Genomic DNA, 14,509 nt, shown 5'->3' on the forward strand with positions numbered 1-14,509 from the left:
CCGCGTCAGCGCGTGCCGCGCTGCGCGTACTTGGCGACGGAGTCGACGTTGCCCTTGTCGACGAATCCCGGACCGGTGAGCACCGGGCTTCCGCCACCGAGGGTGTTGGCGTTGTCGTGGAACAGCTTCAGCATCACGATGGGCACGTAGCCCTGCTGGTACTGCTGCTGGTCGATGGCGAAGCCCACGTCGCCCGCCTGGATGGCGGCCACGACGTCGGGGTTGAGGTCGAAGGTGGCCACCGCGGCGTTCGAGTTCGCTCCCTTGCGCGCGCTCACCGCGTTCGTGGCGACCTGCGGGTTGAGCGAGAGCACGGCGTCGATGGACGAGTCGGCCTGCAGCGCTCCCTTGATCCGCGCTTCGACATCGGTGGGGTTGTTGATGTCGACCTGCAGGTTCTGCACCGCGCCGAAGGTCTGGCGCGCGCCGTCGCAACGCTGGTTGAGACCCACGTTCCCGGCCTCGTGGATCACGCACAACAGCTTGGTCTTGCCCGCGTCCTTGAGCTTCTTCCCGGCTTGCTGACCCGCGATCCCCTCGTTCTGCCCGACGTGGGCCAGCGCGCCGAACGAAGCGCTTTTGTCCTCGCCGGAGTTGATCGTGATCACCGGAATGCCCGCCTTCACCGCGTTCTCGATGGCGGTCTTCAGCGCGTCCGGATTGGACATCGACACCACGATGCCGGACACCTTCTGCGACACGGCGTTGTCGACGAGCTTCGACTGGGCCCCCGGGTCGCCCTCGGAGGAGTACTGCACCTCGACGCCCAACTGCCTGCCCGCGTCGGTGGCGCCGTTCTTCACTACGTTCCAGAACGCGTCGCCCGAGGAGCCGTGGGTGACGACGGCGACCTTGAGGGCACCCGACGACGGCGCCGGACCGCCCGTGGCGCCACCGCCCGAGTCGGTGCCCGCCGGCCCGCTGCAAGCGGCCAGCAGCAGCACGCCCGCGGCGGCCGAGGCGAAGACGACGCCCCGGTAGCGGTGCCTCGACCGGCTGGAAACGGCGGGGCGGGATTCGAACCTCATCATGCTCTCCTCTGAGTGATGACCGGCCAAGTCCTAGCGGGCCGAGGCCTGGAGTGTCGCGAGATGCGCGAGGCTGCTCGCGACGTTGTCGCGCGGAAGATCGGCTGGGCTGTCGGCGGCGAGTGCGGTGTCCTGTTCGAGGACGTACCAGCCGTCGTATCCGGAATCGGTGAGCGAGTCGACTATGGCGGCGATGTCGACGTCGCCTTCGCCGAGCGGGACATAGATGCCCCGACGAACGGCTTCGGTGTAGGCGAGCTCACCGGAGCGAACCTGGTCGGCGAGATCCGTGCGCACGTCCTTGAGGTGGACATGGCCGATCCGATCGGGATGACGGGCGGCCAACTCGACCGGGTCGACCCCGCCGATCATCAGATGACCGGTGTCCAGACAGAGCGGCAGGGGTGACTGGGCAAGGAAATCCGCCACCTCGCCCGCTTGCTCGACCTGGGTGCCGACGTGCGGGTGCAAGACCGTCCGCATCCCGTGATCCGCGGCGCGCGTCGCGATGCGTCGCGCGGTGTCGAGCAGCGTGTCCCATTCGGCGGCGCTCAGTGTCGGCCGGTCGTCGTAGCCGTCGAGGCCGGTGGCCGCGGCGAGCACCAGGACCTCGGCACCCGAGTCCGCGAGGAGGCGGGCCACGCGGTCGGCCTCGGCGAGGGTCTCCTCGACCCGGGTGTGCAGCGGTACCGCGAGGAAGCCGCCGACCAGGTCAAGCGAGTGCGTCTTGAGTAGGCCGCGCAGCTCGGTGGGGTCTTCCGGCAGGTACCCGGGCGGTCCGAGCTCGGTGGCGGCGATGCCGAGTTCCGCCATGTCGGCCAGCACGCTGCCCGGCCCGCGCACGTGACCCCAGCCGGGAACCTCGCAGACTCCCCACGAAATGGGCGCCGCGGCGATGCGCAGGCTCTGTCGGCCGCCGGTCACGTCGACACGGCGTTCGCGTCGAGGCGCACGGGGGCGCCGGAGCGGCGAGACTGGTCGCAGGCGAGCGCCAGTTCGAGGCTGGTCAGGCTGTCGCGCGCGGGCGACGGGTTCTCGGCCGCACCCGCGACGACGTCGACGAACACCGCCATCTCGTTGCGGTATGCCCGAAGGAATCGCTCGGGAAAGCCCGGATACGGATCCCGTGCGGGTACTTCACCGGGTTCCAGTGACGTCATCGGGGTCCGGGCGTCGACGCCGACCGCGAGCGCGTCCAGACTGCCGATCACCTCGATCCGGTGGTCGTAGCCCAAGGCATCGTGTCTGCCACCCGACAACATCGCGTGCGTGCCGCCCGCGAACTTCAGCACCGCGACCGCGTTGTCGACGTCGTCGGCGTCGGCGAACGCCGAGTCGACCAGCACCGAGCCCGACGCGTACACCTCGGTGACCGGCTCGCCCACGAGCCAGGGCACCGCGTCGAGGTCGTGGATCAGCAGATCGCGGTAGATCCCGCCCGAGGAGGGAAGGTACGCGAAGTCGGGTGGCTGGGCATCCTGGCCGATCGACCGGACCAAGTAGACGGTGCCGACCCTGCCGTCCTGGATGCGCTTCTTGAGTTCGAGGATCGCGGGGTCGAACCGGCGCTGGAATCCCACCAGGACCTCCACACCGGAGGACTCGATCTCGGCGACCAGAGCGCGCATGCCGTCGAGGCTGTCCGCGATGGGTTTCTCACACAGCGCGGGCTTGCCCGCGCCGATGCAGCGTCGAACCATGTCGGGATGGGTGTCGGTCGGGGTCGCGACCAGTACACCGTCGCTCGCGGACAACAACTCGTCGAGGTCCGCGACGGCCCGGGTGCCTGCGCCCAGTTCGGCGGCGGCCGTGGCGGCGCGCCCCGGCACCGGGTCGAACAACACCACCTGGTCGACCACGTCGAGAGCGTGCAGGTTGGTTGCGTGCATAGCGCCGATTCGGCCGACACCGGCAACTCCGATGCGCATCCGCTGGCTCCCTTGTCTTCACGAAGAAACGTCTCTGGGATTAGAGCGCTCTATTTGTTAGAGCGCGCTAATGGTGTAACGTGACGGCCGTCATGTCAAGGGTCACGCCCAATTCGCCGTCCGTGGGGAGGTCAACCGTGTCTCGTCCGACCATGGAGGACGTCGCGGCACTCGCCGGGGTGTCCCGCGCGCTGGTGTCGCTGGTGATGCGGGGTTCCCCGAAAGTGAGCGACCAGCGCCGCGAAGCGGTCCAGCGGGCCGCCAAGGAACTCGGCTACAGCCCGCATGTCATGGCCAGGGCGCTGGCCAGCCGCACGTCCACGGTGCTCGGCGTGATGGTGTCCGATCTGCGCAACGCGTTCTTCGCCGAAGTCGTGGAGAGCCTCGACGCCGCGGCCCGGGCCTCCGGCTTCGAACTGATCATCAACACCGGCGGCCGCAGCCCCGCCCGAGAGCGCGCGGCACTGCGGAGCCTCCTCGCGTTCCGGCCCGCGGGCATCGCCCTGCTGTCGCCGGTGGTGTCGACCAGCGCGATCAACGAAGCCGCCGAACAGTGCCCGACAGTGCTCGTTTCGAGGACGTCACGCTCGGGACATGTCGACACGGTCAGTGACGACGGCCGCGCCGGGACAAGTCTGGCCGTCGACCACCTCGTCGCCCTGGGACACACCCGAATCGTGCACCTCGACGGCGGGGCGGGCTCCCAGGCCGCGCCGCGCCGCGCGGGCTACGTCGAAGCGATGCGTCGCCACGGACTGCGGCCGTGGGTCGTCTCCAGTGAGTTCACCGACTTGGCGGGGGCCAAGGCCGTCGGCGGCCTGCTGGAGGCAGGCACCGTGCCCACCGCGCTCATCGCGTCGAACGACTTCAACGCCGTCGGCGCCATCTCCGCCCTGGAAGACGCGGGCTTGCGGATTCCCCACGACGTGTCCGTCGTCGGATACGACAACACCTCGCTCGCGGCGCTGCGGCATGTCTCGCTCACCACCATCGACCAGCCACGCGCCGAGATCGGCACCCTCGCCGCGGACGCATTGCTGCAGCGCGTGCGCGGCGAGCGGACGGACCCGGTCCGCCACCTGCTCCACCCGTCCCTGGTCGTCCGCTCGACGACCGCCCCACCGACTCCGTGAGTCCAGGAGGACATCCGTGATCAGCACCGTTGCACACTGGATCGATGGCGCCCGCACTCCCGGCACCTCGACCCGCACCGCCGAGGTCTTCGACCCGGCCACCGGCGCCGTCGCCAGGCATGTCGCGCTCGCCGACCAGTCCGATGTGGACCTGGCGGTGTCCTCGGCGGCCAAGGCGTCGCTGTCGTGGTGCGAGTCGTCGCTGTCGGTGCGGGCCCGTGTCCTGTTCGCCTTCCGGCAACTGGTCGACCAGCACCGCGACGAACTCGCGGCGCTGATCACCGCCGAACACGGCAAGGTGCTCTCCGACGCGGCGGGCGAGGTGCAGCGGGGCCTTGAGGTCGTCGAGTTCGCCTGCGGCATCCCGCAGCTGCTCAAGGGCGAGCACTCGGAGCAGGTATCGCGCGGGGTCGACGCCTATTCACTGCGCCAGCCGCTGGGTGTGGTCGCGGGCATCACGCCGTTCAACTTCCCGGCGATGGTGCCGATGTGGATGTTCCCGGTCGCGATCGCGTGCGGCAACGCTTTCGTCCTCAAGCCCTCTGAACGAGACCCGTCCACAGCGGTCCGATTGGCCGAGTTGTTCTCCGAAGCGGGCTTGCCCGACGGCGTGTTCAACGTCCTGCACGGCGACGCGACCGCGGTCAACGCCCTGCTCGACCACCCGGACGTCGCGGCGGCGTCGTTCGTCGGTTCCACCCCGATCGCGCGGCACGTGTATGCCCGCGGCACCGCGGCGGGCAAGCGGGTCCAAGCGTTGGGCGGGGCGAAGAACCACATGGTGGTCCTGCCTGACGCCGACATCGACGCCGCGGCCGACGCCGCCGTGTCGGCGGGCTACGGCAGCGCGGGGGAACGTTGCATGGCGATCTCCGTGGTGGTCGCCGTCGGCGACATCGGCGACGACCTGGTCACCGCGATCGCGCGGCGGACCAGCAAGCTGCGCACCGGACCGGGCACGGATGACACCTCCGACATGGGGCCCCTGGTGACCGCCGTACACCGCGATCGCGTCACCTCTTATGTCGACGCGGGCGAGAACGCCGGGGCCACCCTGGTCGTCGACGGCCGGGGCACCGCGCCGACTCCGGGCGGCTTCTGGCTTGGGCCGACCCTGTTCGACCACGTCACGACGGAGATGTCGATCTACACCGACGAGATCTTCGGACCGGTGCTCAGTGTGGTCCGGGTTCCCTCGTTCGACGCCGCGGTCGACCTGGTCAACAGCAACCAGTACGGCAACGGCACGGCCGTCTACACCTCCGACGGCCTCGCCGCCCGCGAGTACCAGCGCCGAGTGCACGTGGGCATGGTCGGCATCAACGTGCCGATCCCGGTTCCGATGGCGTACTACTCGTTCGGCGGCTGGAAGGACTCGCTATTCGGTGACACGCACGTGCACGGTGCCGAGGGGGTGCGCTTCTACACCCGGGGGAAGGCCATCACGGCGCGGTGGCCGCGGCACGCGGGCGTGGACCTGGGCTTTCCCGTGCACCGCTGATCACTCAGTCGTGGTGCCCAGCAGCAGGGCCGAGGTGACGGTCAAGCGGGCAGGGAGCGGGTTCGTGCCGACTACCGGATCACCCATGGTGTCCCCGTGCACTGCGGTTGAACAGCATTTCGGAAGCTCCCATCCGGGACGGACTGTTCCGGGTGGTTCGACCGACGCGAATCGGGCCCCGCCGCAGCGGGGCCCGATCATCGTGCGGTTACTTCGGCGGCGGTGGAACGCGGCAGCTCACGGGAGCCGACACGTTGCCCGAGGCGTCGACCGCGGTCACCAGGGCATCGCCCTTCAGCGTGATCTTCCAGTCGATGTCCCCCGTCCCCGGCGTCTGGTTCGGGGTGGCCCCGGGTGCCTGCACGAGCTTGATCTTCGTGCCGTCCGGGAACCCGCCGAACACCGCCGTGCTCGCGTCGTCAGCGACGTAGAGCTGAGGGTTCGGGTCAACCGCGTCGGTGGCGTTGAGCTGGTAGAACCCGTCCTCGTTGGCCGCGGGCGGGATCGTGCCGCCTCCCGGGTTGTTGGTCGGGGTGCAGCTCACCGTCGGCGGGGTGGTGTCGACCCAGTCCTTGAGCACGTCGTCGCACTTGAGGACGCCACCCGCGGTGGTGAAGCAGCCGCGGACCGAGTCGGTGCCCAGGCCTGCCAGGCCCTGGACCGCCGCATAGGTGTAGTCCGACGTCCCGTCGGCCACGGTCACGTCCGATCCCGCTCCGCCCGCGTTCGGGCCGGACAGGATGGAGTAGTCCACGCTCACGCCCGCCACGGGATCACCGAAGTCGTCGGTGATCGTGCCGGTCACGGTGTGGGTCTGGCCGGGGGTGCCCAGCTCGTTGACCTCGTGCTCGGGTTCGACGTCGATGTTCGCCGCGCAGCCGTGCACGTTCACCGTCGGGTTGGGGAAGGCGACGCTGTGGCCCTCGGCGTCGCTGTAGACGACCGTCGGGTTGATCGCGATGGCTCCGCCGCCCGCCGCCGGGAGGTGCGTGGCGGTGAACGTCATCGTCGCGGACTCGGTCCGCAGCGAATCGATCGTCCAGGTGAGCTGGTTGCCCACCTGCGCGACGCTGCCCTTGGAGACCGCCGCTCCGCTGACCGAGAACTGCGGCGCAACGGTGTCGACAACCGAGACGTCGGTCGCCGCCGGGACCACGATCGCCGCACCGATGGCGGCGAAGATCGCTTCCAGCTCCGACGAACTCGGGGTGACGAACACGTGCGAGGAGTCGGGGTCGGTCGCCCAGTTGTTCAGCGCGGCGACGTCGACACTGCCCAGGCCGATGGCGAAGATCTCCGTCCCCGCCGCCCGCGCGTTGGCCGCCGCCGTGTCCGGGTTGCCGCCCGCGGTGGTCTGACCGTCGGTGAACATGATCATTTTCTTGCTGTTGGCGGGCTGCGAGCCCGCGAGCTCCGCCTGCGCGTCGTCGAACGCGTCCTGGTGGTTGGTCGCGCCTCCGGCCACCAGGGCGTCGATCGCCGCCTTGATCGACGTCGCGTCACCGCTCAGCGCGTGCGTCGGCGAGGCGGTGTTGGCGAAGCTGACGACGCCAACGCGGCTTCCGTTGGCGATCACACCGTCCAGCGAGCCGTCGGTGGCCTCGTCGATGATGTCGACGAACGTCTTGGCCCCGGCTTTCAGGTCGGTGAACGGCTGACCGGACATGCTGCCCGAACGGTCGAGCACCAGTTCGATGTCCGTCGGGTTGCCCGCGATTCCGTCCATAGCGTTCAAGGTGACAGTGACGGGCACCGAACCGCCGCACGTGATGTCGGTCGTGCCGACCGTCTTGTCCCCGGTGACCGTCCCTCCGGCGGCGGCGGCGTAGCCCGCCACGGTGGTCATCGCCGCGGCGGCGGCCAGCGCCACGACCGCGGATCTTCGGATTCCCCTGCTCATATGACGTGCACCTTCCACTCTTGGGCGCGCGAGTTCCCGGCAGTGCGACCGCTGGAAAGTGAGGCCGACGCTGGTGCGCTCCCCCGGGTCACCCGCATCCCCGCGACGGTGTGACCTCGGTCTCAATTGGACGGAAACTAGTTCGGAGGTTTCGCGCTTTCCGTTACGGCGTCGCCCCATCGGGTGCACCTTCTCGCCCCTGTGGTCATGCCGTTCGTTGAATCTCAGTGATTCTTCATGTTTCGTTGACCGTTGCTCCGGCAGGGCCGGAGGCTGACATGGTCTCCACAGGCGTTTCGTCTCTCCGAGAGAACTTCCCGGCGAGAGACCCGGTCAACCGCCATCCGCCAGCATGGCCACGAGCAGGTTGGTGGCGGCGTTGCGGTCCCGGTCATGGATGACGCCGCACCCGGTGCAGGTCCAAGCCCGTTCGGCCAGAGTGAGCCCACCATGCCGTTGCCCGCACTTGGGGGTGGAGCAGGTTTTGGAGCTGGGGAACCAGCGGTCGGCTTTCCACACCCGCGACCCATACCAACTGGCCTTGTAGTCGAGTTGGCGGACGAACTCACCCCACCCGGCATCGGCGATCGCCCGAGCCAACCTGCGGTTGCCGGCCATCCCCGTGATGTTGAGGGTTTCCACCGCGATGGCCGACTTGGTTCTCGCCAACCGTGTGGTGGTCTTGTGCAGGAAATCATTCCGCTGGTGGGCGACCCGCAGATGCACCCGGGCCACCTCGGCACGCCGCTTGACCCGATTCGCCGAACCCCGCCGGGACCTCGCCAGCGCCTTGTTCGCCTTCCGCAGCCTCCGCAGCCCCGCCTTGAGCGGCTTGGGCGCATGGATCTCGGTGACCGCGCCATCGGCATCGACAATTGTCGCGAAGGTGGCCAACCCCAGGTCGACCCCACAGGCCGGGGCGTCGGCCGGGGCGGTCCGGCGCTGGTCGAGTTCCGTGCGGTGGATCTCGATCTGGAACGAGATCCACCAGCGCCCGGCCCGCTCTTTCACCGTCGCGCCCAACACCCGGGCGTCGCCGACCGCGAGTCGCTCCACCAGCCAGGTCATGTCCTCCCGGGTGGCGACCGCCCCGACCCCGGGCAGCCGCACCGTGCGAAGGTCCAGAGGTTTGGCGCGGTCGGCGTCGTAGCGGAACCGGCCACCATGCTTACGCTTGCGCCACGACGGGAACCCCACCGCGCGGCCCTTGCGCTTACCCGTGCGGGAATCGAAGAAGGTGCGGAACCCGGCCGCCCGGACCCGACACGCCTCCTTCGGCACCCGCGAGGACAACTCCGCCTCGACAAACCACGGAAACCGCACCGGGTGCGCGGCACGCCACGCGGACTCCAACGCAGGGCCCGACCACGGCACCAAGGTCAACTCGCCATCGGGTATCCCGTAGGTCTTCTCCGCCTCCCGTTGATCAAGGGCGGCCTTCACCCGCTCCAACGCAAATTCTCCACCGACCGGAACAACCCAGCATGCCGCCCCAACCGGACCAACTGCTCGTCAGTCGGGGCCAACTCCACCCGAAACCCCTGCTTACTCACCGCCAATCTCCGAGGCAGCCCACGTGTGCGCGCACAAACGCTCGCTGCGCAGACCGCAGACAACGAACCCCGAACCCCACCCCAGTCACCCTCCAGCATCGGACCGCTACCGACCCCCGAGCGGGGGCGACCACGCCCGCAGGCTACGACCGCCCACCGACAAAACACTGACCCGACGTACTCCCGGCCGGACCACCCGCAGCCACGACGCGCCCAATCCGACACCAAGATGAAGAACTTCACCGATGAACACGAAGGACCACTGATGAATACCCCAGCTGGTGCCAACCCCGCGGCCTGGAGCGGCTACCCTCGATCGGGCTGGGCTCGTTCTCGGCCAGCTTGCCGACTGAGTTGACCTGATTGGCTGGAGCGCCACACTCGTGTTCGACACACTCTCCGACCGGCTCACATCCGTCCTGCAGAACCTGCGGGGCAAGGGCCGGCTCACCGAAGCCGACATCGACGCGACCGCGCGCGAGATCCGTATCGCGCTGCTGGAGGCCGACGTCGCGCTGCCGGTCGTGCGCACCTTCATCGCGAAGATCAAGGAGCGGGCGAAGGGCGCCGAGGTCTCCGGCGCGCTCAACCCGGCCCAGCAGGTCATCAAGATCGTCAACGAGGAGCTCGTCGCCATCCTCGGCGGCGAGACCCGACGGCTCAACCTGGCCAAGACCCCACCGACCGTGATCATGCTCGCGGGTCTGCAGGGTGCCGGTAAGACGACCCTCGCCGGCAAGCTCGCTCGCTGGCTCAAGGGCCAGGGCCACGCGCCGATGCTGGTCGCCTGCGACCTCCAGCGCCCCAACGCCGTCACCCAGCTGCAGGTCGTCGCCGAGCGCGCGGGCGTCGCCGTCTACGCGCCCGAGCCCGGCAACGGCGTCGGCGACCCGGTCAAGGTCGCCCGCGACAGCCTCGACGAGGCCCGCCGCGCCCAGCACGACGTCGTCATCGTCGACACCGCCGGCCGCCTTGGCGTCGATGAGGAACTGATGCGCCAGGCGTCCGACATCCGCGCCGCCGTGTCGCCCGACGAAGTCCTCTTCGTCGTCGACGCGATGATCGGCCAGGACGCGGTCACCACCGCCGAGGCGTTCCGCGACGGCGTCGGCTTCACCGGCGTGGTCCTCACCAAGCTCGACGGCGATGCCCGAGGCGGCGCCGCCCTGTCGGTCCGCGAAGTGACCGGCATGCCGATCATGTTCGCCTCCAATGGCGAAGGACTCGGTGATTTTGACGCGTTCCACCCCGACCGGATGGCCTCGCGCATCCTCGGCATGGGCGACGTCCTCACCCTCATCGAGCAGGCCGAACAGCACTTCGACCAGGCGCAGGCCGAGAAGGCCGCGGCCAAGATCGGCACCGGCGAGCTGACGCTGGAGGACTTCCTCGAGCAGATGCTCGCGGTCCGCAAGATGGGCCCGATCGCCAACCTGCTCGGCATGCTCCCCGGCGCGGGCCAGATGAAGGACGCGCTGGCCCAGGTCGACGAGAAGAGCATCGACCGGCTGCAGGCGATCATCCGCGGCATGACCCCGGCCGAGCGCAACGACCCGAAGATCATCAACGCGTCGCGGCGGCTGCGCATCGCCAAGGGCTCCGGTGTGCAGGTCCGCGAGGTCAACGACCTGGTGAACCGCTTCTACGACGCCAAGAAGATGATGCAGCAGATGGCGGGCCGCTTCGGCATGCCCGGCGGCCGCACCAACGCGAAGGGCAAGAAGGGCAAAAAGGGGAAGAAGGGCCGCGGCCCGACCCCGCCCAAGATGCGCGGCGGCATGCCCGGCTTCCCCGGCGGGATGCCCGACCTGACGCAGCTGCCGCCCAGCCCGCAGGGTGGCCTGCCGCCCGGCTTCGGCGGGCTTGACCAGATGCCTCCCGGCTTCGACCCGTCGAAGCTGAAGTTCCCCAAGAACAAGTGACCGCGTTACACCTGCGCGGGGTGATCCTCCCGGGCGAAGACGAACAAGACATCTGGATCGTCAACGGCCGTGTCCGCACCCAGCCGGTACCCGGTGCGGAAACGGTCTTCGACGGCGGCTACCTGGTCCCCGGCCTGGTGGACGCACACTGCCACGTCGGCATCGGCCCCGAGGGCCCGGTCGACTTGGACACTGCCGCCGAGCAGGCCGAAACCGACCGCGACGCGGGCACCCTGCTCATCCGCGACTGCGGCTCGCCGATCGACACCCGCCCGCTGCAGGAGCGCTTGGACCTGCCGCGCATCATCCGCGCGGGCAGGCACCTCTCCCGACCCAAGCGCTACATCCCCCACCTGGGCATCGACGTCGGCGACCCGGAACAACTCCCCGCCGCCGTCGCCGAGCAGGTCGAATACGGCGACGGCTGGGTCAAACTCGTCGGCGACTGGATCGACCGCGCCGAAGGCGACCTGGCCCCCCTCTGGCCCGACGACGTACTCGCCGAAGCGATCTCGGTCGCCCACGCGGCAGGCGCCCGCGTCACCGCCCACGTCTTCGGCGAGGACGCCCTGCCCGGGCTCATCAACGCGGGGATCGACTGCGTCGAACACGGCACCGGCCTCACCACCGACGTCATCACCGAAATGGCGAAACGCGGCACGGCGCTGGTCCCCACCCTGATCAACATCGAGAACTTCCCCGGCATCGCGGCAGGCGCGGGCAAGTACCCGAAGTACGCCCAACACATGCTTGACCTGCACGCGCGCGCGCCGGGAATGGTCGCCGAGGCCGTGGAGGCGGGCGTCCCCGTCTACGCGGGTACCGACGCGGGCGGCGGCATCGCCCACGGCAGGCTGGTCGACGAGATCATCGCGCTCCACAAGGCGGGCATGACCCCCGAACAGGCCATCGCCGCCGGCTCCTGGGGCGCGAGGTCGTGGCTCGGCTGGCCGGGCCTCACCGAAGGTGCCGCCGCAGACCTACTGGCCTTCGACGAGGACCCCCGGAAGAACCTCGACGTGCTGCGGTCACCGAAGCGGATCGTGCTGCGGGGCCGGGTGGTCGGTTAACTTCGGCGTCCCACCGCCGCTAGTCTCGTGCCCCACACTGGAATAGCGACATCCGGACACGGGGGGAGGCGATCGGTGACCCCGGTAACGGAGATTCCCTCGGTCGAGCCGCAGGTTCGAGACCACAAATGGGGCTTCGGCGCGTTCCTGCTGGTATTCGGCGTCTACCTCCTGTCCGCCGTCGTCATCGGCACGATCGCGCGAATGTACGGACTCACCAAGACTCCCTCGATCGCGGTGATCCTCGTCGGGACCATGGTGCCCACCGTCCTGGCGACCCTGCTGGCCCTGCTGGTCACCAAGGTGCGCGGCAACGGCCCGAAGGTCGACCTGCGGTGGTCGTACACCCGCGAGGACGTCAAGGCGGGCTTCAAGTTCGGCCTGCTCGGCCTGGTGTCCACCACCATCGCGGGCACCGTGTGGGCCAAGATCGTCGGCGAGGAGGCCGCCAAGTCCTCCCTCGGCATGCTCGTCGACGACCGGTTGATGCCGGTGGCCGCCGCGATCACGTTGTTCGTCTATGTGTGGCTCATCGGCCCATTGTTCGAGGAGATCATCTACCGCGGCCTGCTGTGGGGGGCGCTGGAGCGGCTGAACATGGGCCGCTGGGTGGTGTTCGGCCTGACCACCGCGATCTTCGCGATCGTCCATCTGGAACCGATACGCACCTCCCTGCTGCTGGTCGTCGGCATCCCGATCGGCCTGGCACGGCTCTACACCGGCAGGCTCGGCGCGAGCATCGTCGCCCACCAGATAAACAACTTCGTGCCTGCCCTCGCCATCCTGCTGATCACCCTCGGGGTGATGCAGCCTTGATCCTCGACCTCAACGCCGACCTCGGCGAGGGCTTCGGCGTCTGGCGCCTCGGCGACGACGTCGCCCTGCTCGACATCGTCACCTCCGCCAACGTCGCCTGCGGTTTCCACGCGGGCGATGCCTCGACCATGCGCGCGGTCTGCCAGGCCGCGGCGGCCGGGGGAGTGGCTGTCGGCGCCCAGGTCTCCTACCGGGACCTCGCGGGGTTCGGCAGGCGCTTCATCGACGTCGACCCCGCCCAGTTGGCCGACGAGGTGCTCTATCAAATCGGCGCGCTCGACGGCATCGCGCGCGCGTCCGGGACTTCCGTGGGCTACGTGAAACCGCACGGAGCGCTCTACAACGCCGTGGTGCACCACGACGCGCAGGCCGCCGCCGTCGCGGACGCCGTGCGCGCGTTCGGCGAGTTGCCCGTCCTCGGCTTGCCTGGATCACGGCTGCTCGACGCCGCCGAATCGGTGGGTCTGCCCTGCGTCTTCGAGGCGTTCGCCGACCGCGGCTACACCCCGGAGGGCACGCTCGTGCCGCGCGGCCAGACCGGCGCGTTGATCACCGAGACCGCCGCCGTGGTCGAGCGCGCGGTGCGCCTCGCGGTGTCCGGGGAGATCGTCGCCGTCGACGGGACGGTGCTCCTGATGCCCGCCCGGTCGCTGTGCCTACACGGCGACACACCGGGTGCCGTGCATCACGCGCGGGCCGTTCGAACGGCGCTCGACCAGGCAGGTGTCAAGGTCGCCGCCTTCGTCGGGTGACCCAGGGCGTCAAGCCTGTCGCGCGTCTGGCACAATTACCCGCTGTCCGTCATGGCCGGACCCTCTCACCGTGCCGTGACGCCTGAACCTTCGGGCAAGGCCGACCGACCCCACTCGGAACGCCGCGCTCACACATCGCAGTACCGAGAGCTTTGAGGAGCACCCCAACCCGTGGCTGTCAAGATCAAGCTGCAGCGCCTCGGAAAGATCCGTGCGCCGTACTACCGCATCATCGTCTCCGACGCGCGCACCCGTCGTGACGGCAAGGCGATCGAGACGATCGGCCGTTACAGCCCGAAGGAAGAGCCGAGCCTCATCGAGGTCGACTCCGAGCGGGCCCAGTACTGGCTGGGTGTCGGCGCGCAGCCGACCGACTCGGTGAAGAACTTGCTGGAGATCACCGGCGACTGGCAGAAGTTCAAGGGCCTGCCGGGCACCGAGGGCACCCTGCGCGTCAAGGAGCCGAAGCCGTCGAAGCAGTCGCTGTTCGAGGCCGCGCTCAAGGCCGCGGGCGAGGAGCCCTCGACCGACGCGACCACGCCGAAGAAGAAGTCGGCGCCGAAGAAGGCCGAGCCGAAGGCTGACGCCGAGCCGAAGGCTGACGCCGAGGCACCGGCCGCGGCCGCCACCGAGACCGAGGCGCCGGCCGAGTGAGTGCCCTCGCGGACGCACTCGAGCACCTCGTGCGCGGCATCGTCGACCACCCCGACGATGTCCAGGTCGAGCTGGTCACGACCCGTCGTGGCCGCACGCTCGAAGTCCATGTCAACCCGGAGGACCTGGGCAAGGTGATCGGCCGGGGCGGCCGCACCGCCACGGCTCTTCGTACCGTGATGGCCGGTGTCGGCGGTCGCGGTATCCGGGTCGACGTGGTCGACACCGATCACTGATCGGACTGTGGAGCGA

13 protein-coding genes are annotated in these 14,509 nt (G+C 69.2%); 8 read left to right on the forward strand and 5 right to left on the reverse strand.

Annotation, left to right across the window (positions count from 1 at the left end):
* Positions 1 to 5 precede the first annotated feature (5 nt).
* From ACUZ2Y_RS27850 to ACUZ2Y_RS27860, 3 genes are read right to left on the reverse strand one after another with little or no spacing between them, the layout of a single operon-like run.
* A complete protein-coding gene (locus tag ACUZ2Y_RS27850) occupies positions 6 to 1,028 on the reverse strand; it encodes a sugar ABC transporter substrate-binding protein (protein WP_476324427.1) in 1,023 nt (340 codons plus the stop codon).
* A gap of 33 nt (positions 1,029 to 1,061) precedes the next feature.
* A complete protein-coding gene (locus ACUZ2Y_RS27855; RefSeq protein WP_476324429.1) occupies positions 1,062 to 1,952 on the reverse strand; it encodes a TIM barrel protein in 891 nt (296 codons plus the stop codon).
* Positions 1,949 to 2,956, reverse strand: a complete 1,008-nt coding sequence (locus tag ACUZ2Y_RS27860; protein ID WP_476324431.1) for a Gfo/Idh/MocA family protein — start codon at positions 2,954 to 2,956, stop codon at positions 1,949 to 1,951. Before ACUZ2Y_RS27860 ends, ACUZ2Y_RS27855 begins: the two co-directional genes overlap by 4 nt.
* Before the next feature lie 137 nt (positions 2,957 to 3,093).
* On the opposite strand from ACUZ2Y_RS27860, the gene ACUZ2Y_RS27865 reads away from it, so the two are divergent.
* Positions 3,094 to 4,089 carry a LacI family DNA-binding transcriptional regulator gene (locus tag ACUZ2Y_RS27865; RefSeq protein ID WP_476324433.1) on the forward strand — a complete coding sequence of 332 codons (996 nt, stop codon included), beginning with the start codon at positions 3,094 to 3,096 and terminating at the stop codon, positions 4,087 to 4,089.
* 16 nt (positions 4,090 to 4,105) lie between these two features.
* Complete coding sequence (locus ACUZ2Y_RS27870) at positions 4,106 to 5,590, forward strand: CoA-acylating methylmalonate-semialdehyde dehydrogenase (protein ID WP_476324435.1); 1,485 nt, start codon at positions 4,106 to 4,108, stop codon at positions 5,588 to 5,590.
* Between the two features lie 208 nt (positions 5,591 to 5,798).
* Here the strand turns inward: ACUZ2Y_RS27870 and ACUZ2Y_RS27875 are convergent, their stop codons facing one another.
* Together ACUZ2Y_RS27875 and ACUZ2Y_RS27880 are read right to left on the reverse strand one after the other, a co-directional pair.
* Positions 5,799 to 7,490 (reverse strand): vWA domain-containing protein, encoded by a 1,692-nt coding sequence (locus ACUZ2Y_RS27875; RefSeq protein ID WP_476324437.1) that lies wholly within the window; start codon positions 7,488 to 7,490, stop codon positions 5,799 to 5,801.
* 333 nt (positions 7,491 to 7,823) lie between these two features.
* Positions 7,824 to 8,933: an RNA-guided endonuclease InsQ/TnpB family protein gene (locus ACUZ2Y_RS27880; protein WP_476332102.1), complete on the reverse strand. Its 1,110-nt coding sequence runs from the start codon at positions 8,931 to 8,933 to the stop codon at positions 7,824 to 7,826.
* 493 nt (positions 8,934 to 9,426) lie between these two features.
* Between ACUZ2Y_RS27880 and ffh the strand changes: the two genes are divergently transcribed.
* The 6 genes from ffh (at position 9,427) to ACUZ2Y_RS27910 (ending at position 14,493) form a co-directional block, all read left to right on the forward strand.
* Complete coding sequence (ffh, locus tag ACUZ2Y_RS27885; protein ID WP_476324439.1) at positions 9,427 to 10,965, forward strand: signal recognition particle protein; 1,539 nt, start codon at positions 9,427 to 9,429, stop codon at positions 10,963 to 10,965.
* Complete coding sequence (locus ACUZ2Y_RS27890) at positions 10,962 to 12,035, forward strand: amidohydrolase family protein (RefSeq protein ID WP_476324441.1); 1,074 nt, start codon at positions 10,962 to 10,964, stop codon at positions 12,033 to 12,035. Before ffh ends, ACUZ2Y_RS27890 begins: the two co-directional genes overlap by 4 nt.
* Before the next feature lie 75 nt (positions 12,036 to 12,110).
* On the forward strand, positions 12,111 to 12,851 hold the full coding sequence (locus ACUZ2Y_RS27895) for a lysostaphin resistance A-like protein (RefSeq protein WP_476324443.1): 741 nt from the start codon (positions 12,111 to 12,113) through the stop codon (positions 12,849 to 12,851).
* Positions 12,848 to 13,603 (forward strand): LamB/YcsF family protein, encoded by a 756-nt coding sequence (locus ACUZ2Y_RS27900; protein ID WP_476324445.1) that lies wholly within the window; start codon positions 12,848 to 12,850, stop codon positions 13,601 to 13,603. The genes ACUZ2Y_RS27895 and ACUZ2Y_RS27900 overlap by 4 nt, the downstream gene beginning before the upstream one ends.
* 171 nt (positions 13,604 to 13,774) lie before the next feature.
* Positions 13,775 to 14,257, forward strand: coding sequence for a 30S ribosomal protein S16 (gene rpsP, locus ACUZ2Y_RS27905; RefSeq protein WP_476324447.1), 483 nt, complete (start codon positions 13,775 to 13,777; stop codon positions 14,255 to 14,257).
* On the forward strand, positions 14,254 to 14,493 hold the full coding sequence (locus ACUZ2Y_RS27910; protein WP_054050002.1) for an RNA-binding protein: 240 nt from the start codon (positions 14,254 to 14,256) through the stop codon (positions 14,491 to 14,493). Before rpsP ends, ACUZ2Y_RS27910 begins: the two co-directional genes overlap by 4 nt.
* Positions 14,494 to 14,509: the final 16 nt, after the last annotated feature.

It is taken from the genome of Actinokineospora sp. UV203 (genome assembly GCF_056323665.1).

Bases quoted from the DNA above. Each gene is read 5' to 3' on its own strand.
- ACUZ2Y_RS27850 (WP_476324427.1), bottom strand. From the start codon at position 1,028: ATGAGGTTCGAATCCCGCCCCGCCGTTTCCAGCCGGTCGAGGCACCGC.
- ACUZ2Y_RS27860 (WP_476324431.1), bottom strand. From the start codon at position 2,956: ATGCGCATCGGAGTTGCCGGTGTCGGCCGAATCGGCGCTATGCACGCA.
- ACUZ2Y_RS27875 (WP_476324437.1), bottom strand. From the start codon at position 7,490: ATGAGCAGGGGAATCCGAAGATCCGCGGTCGTGGCGCTGGCCGCCGCC.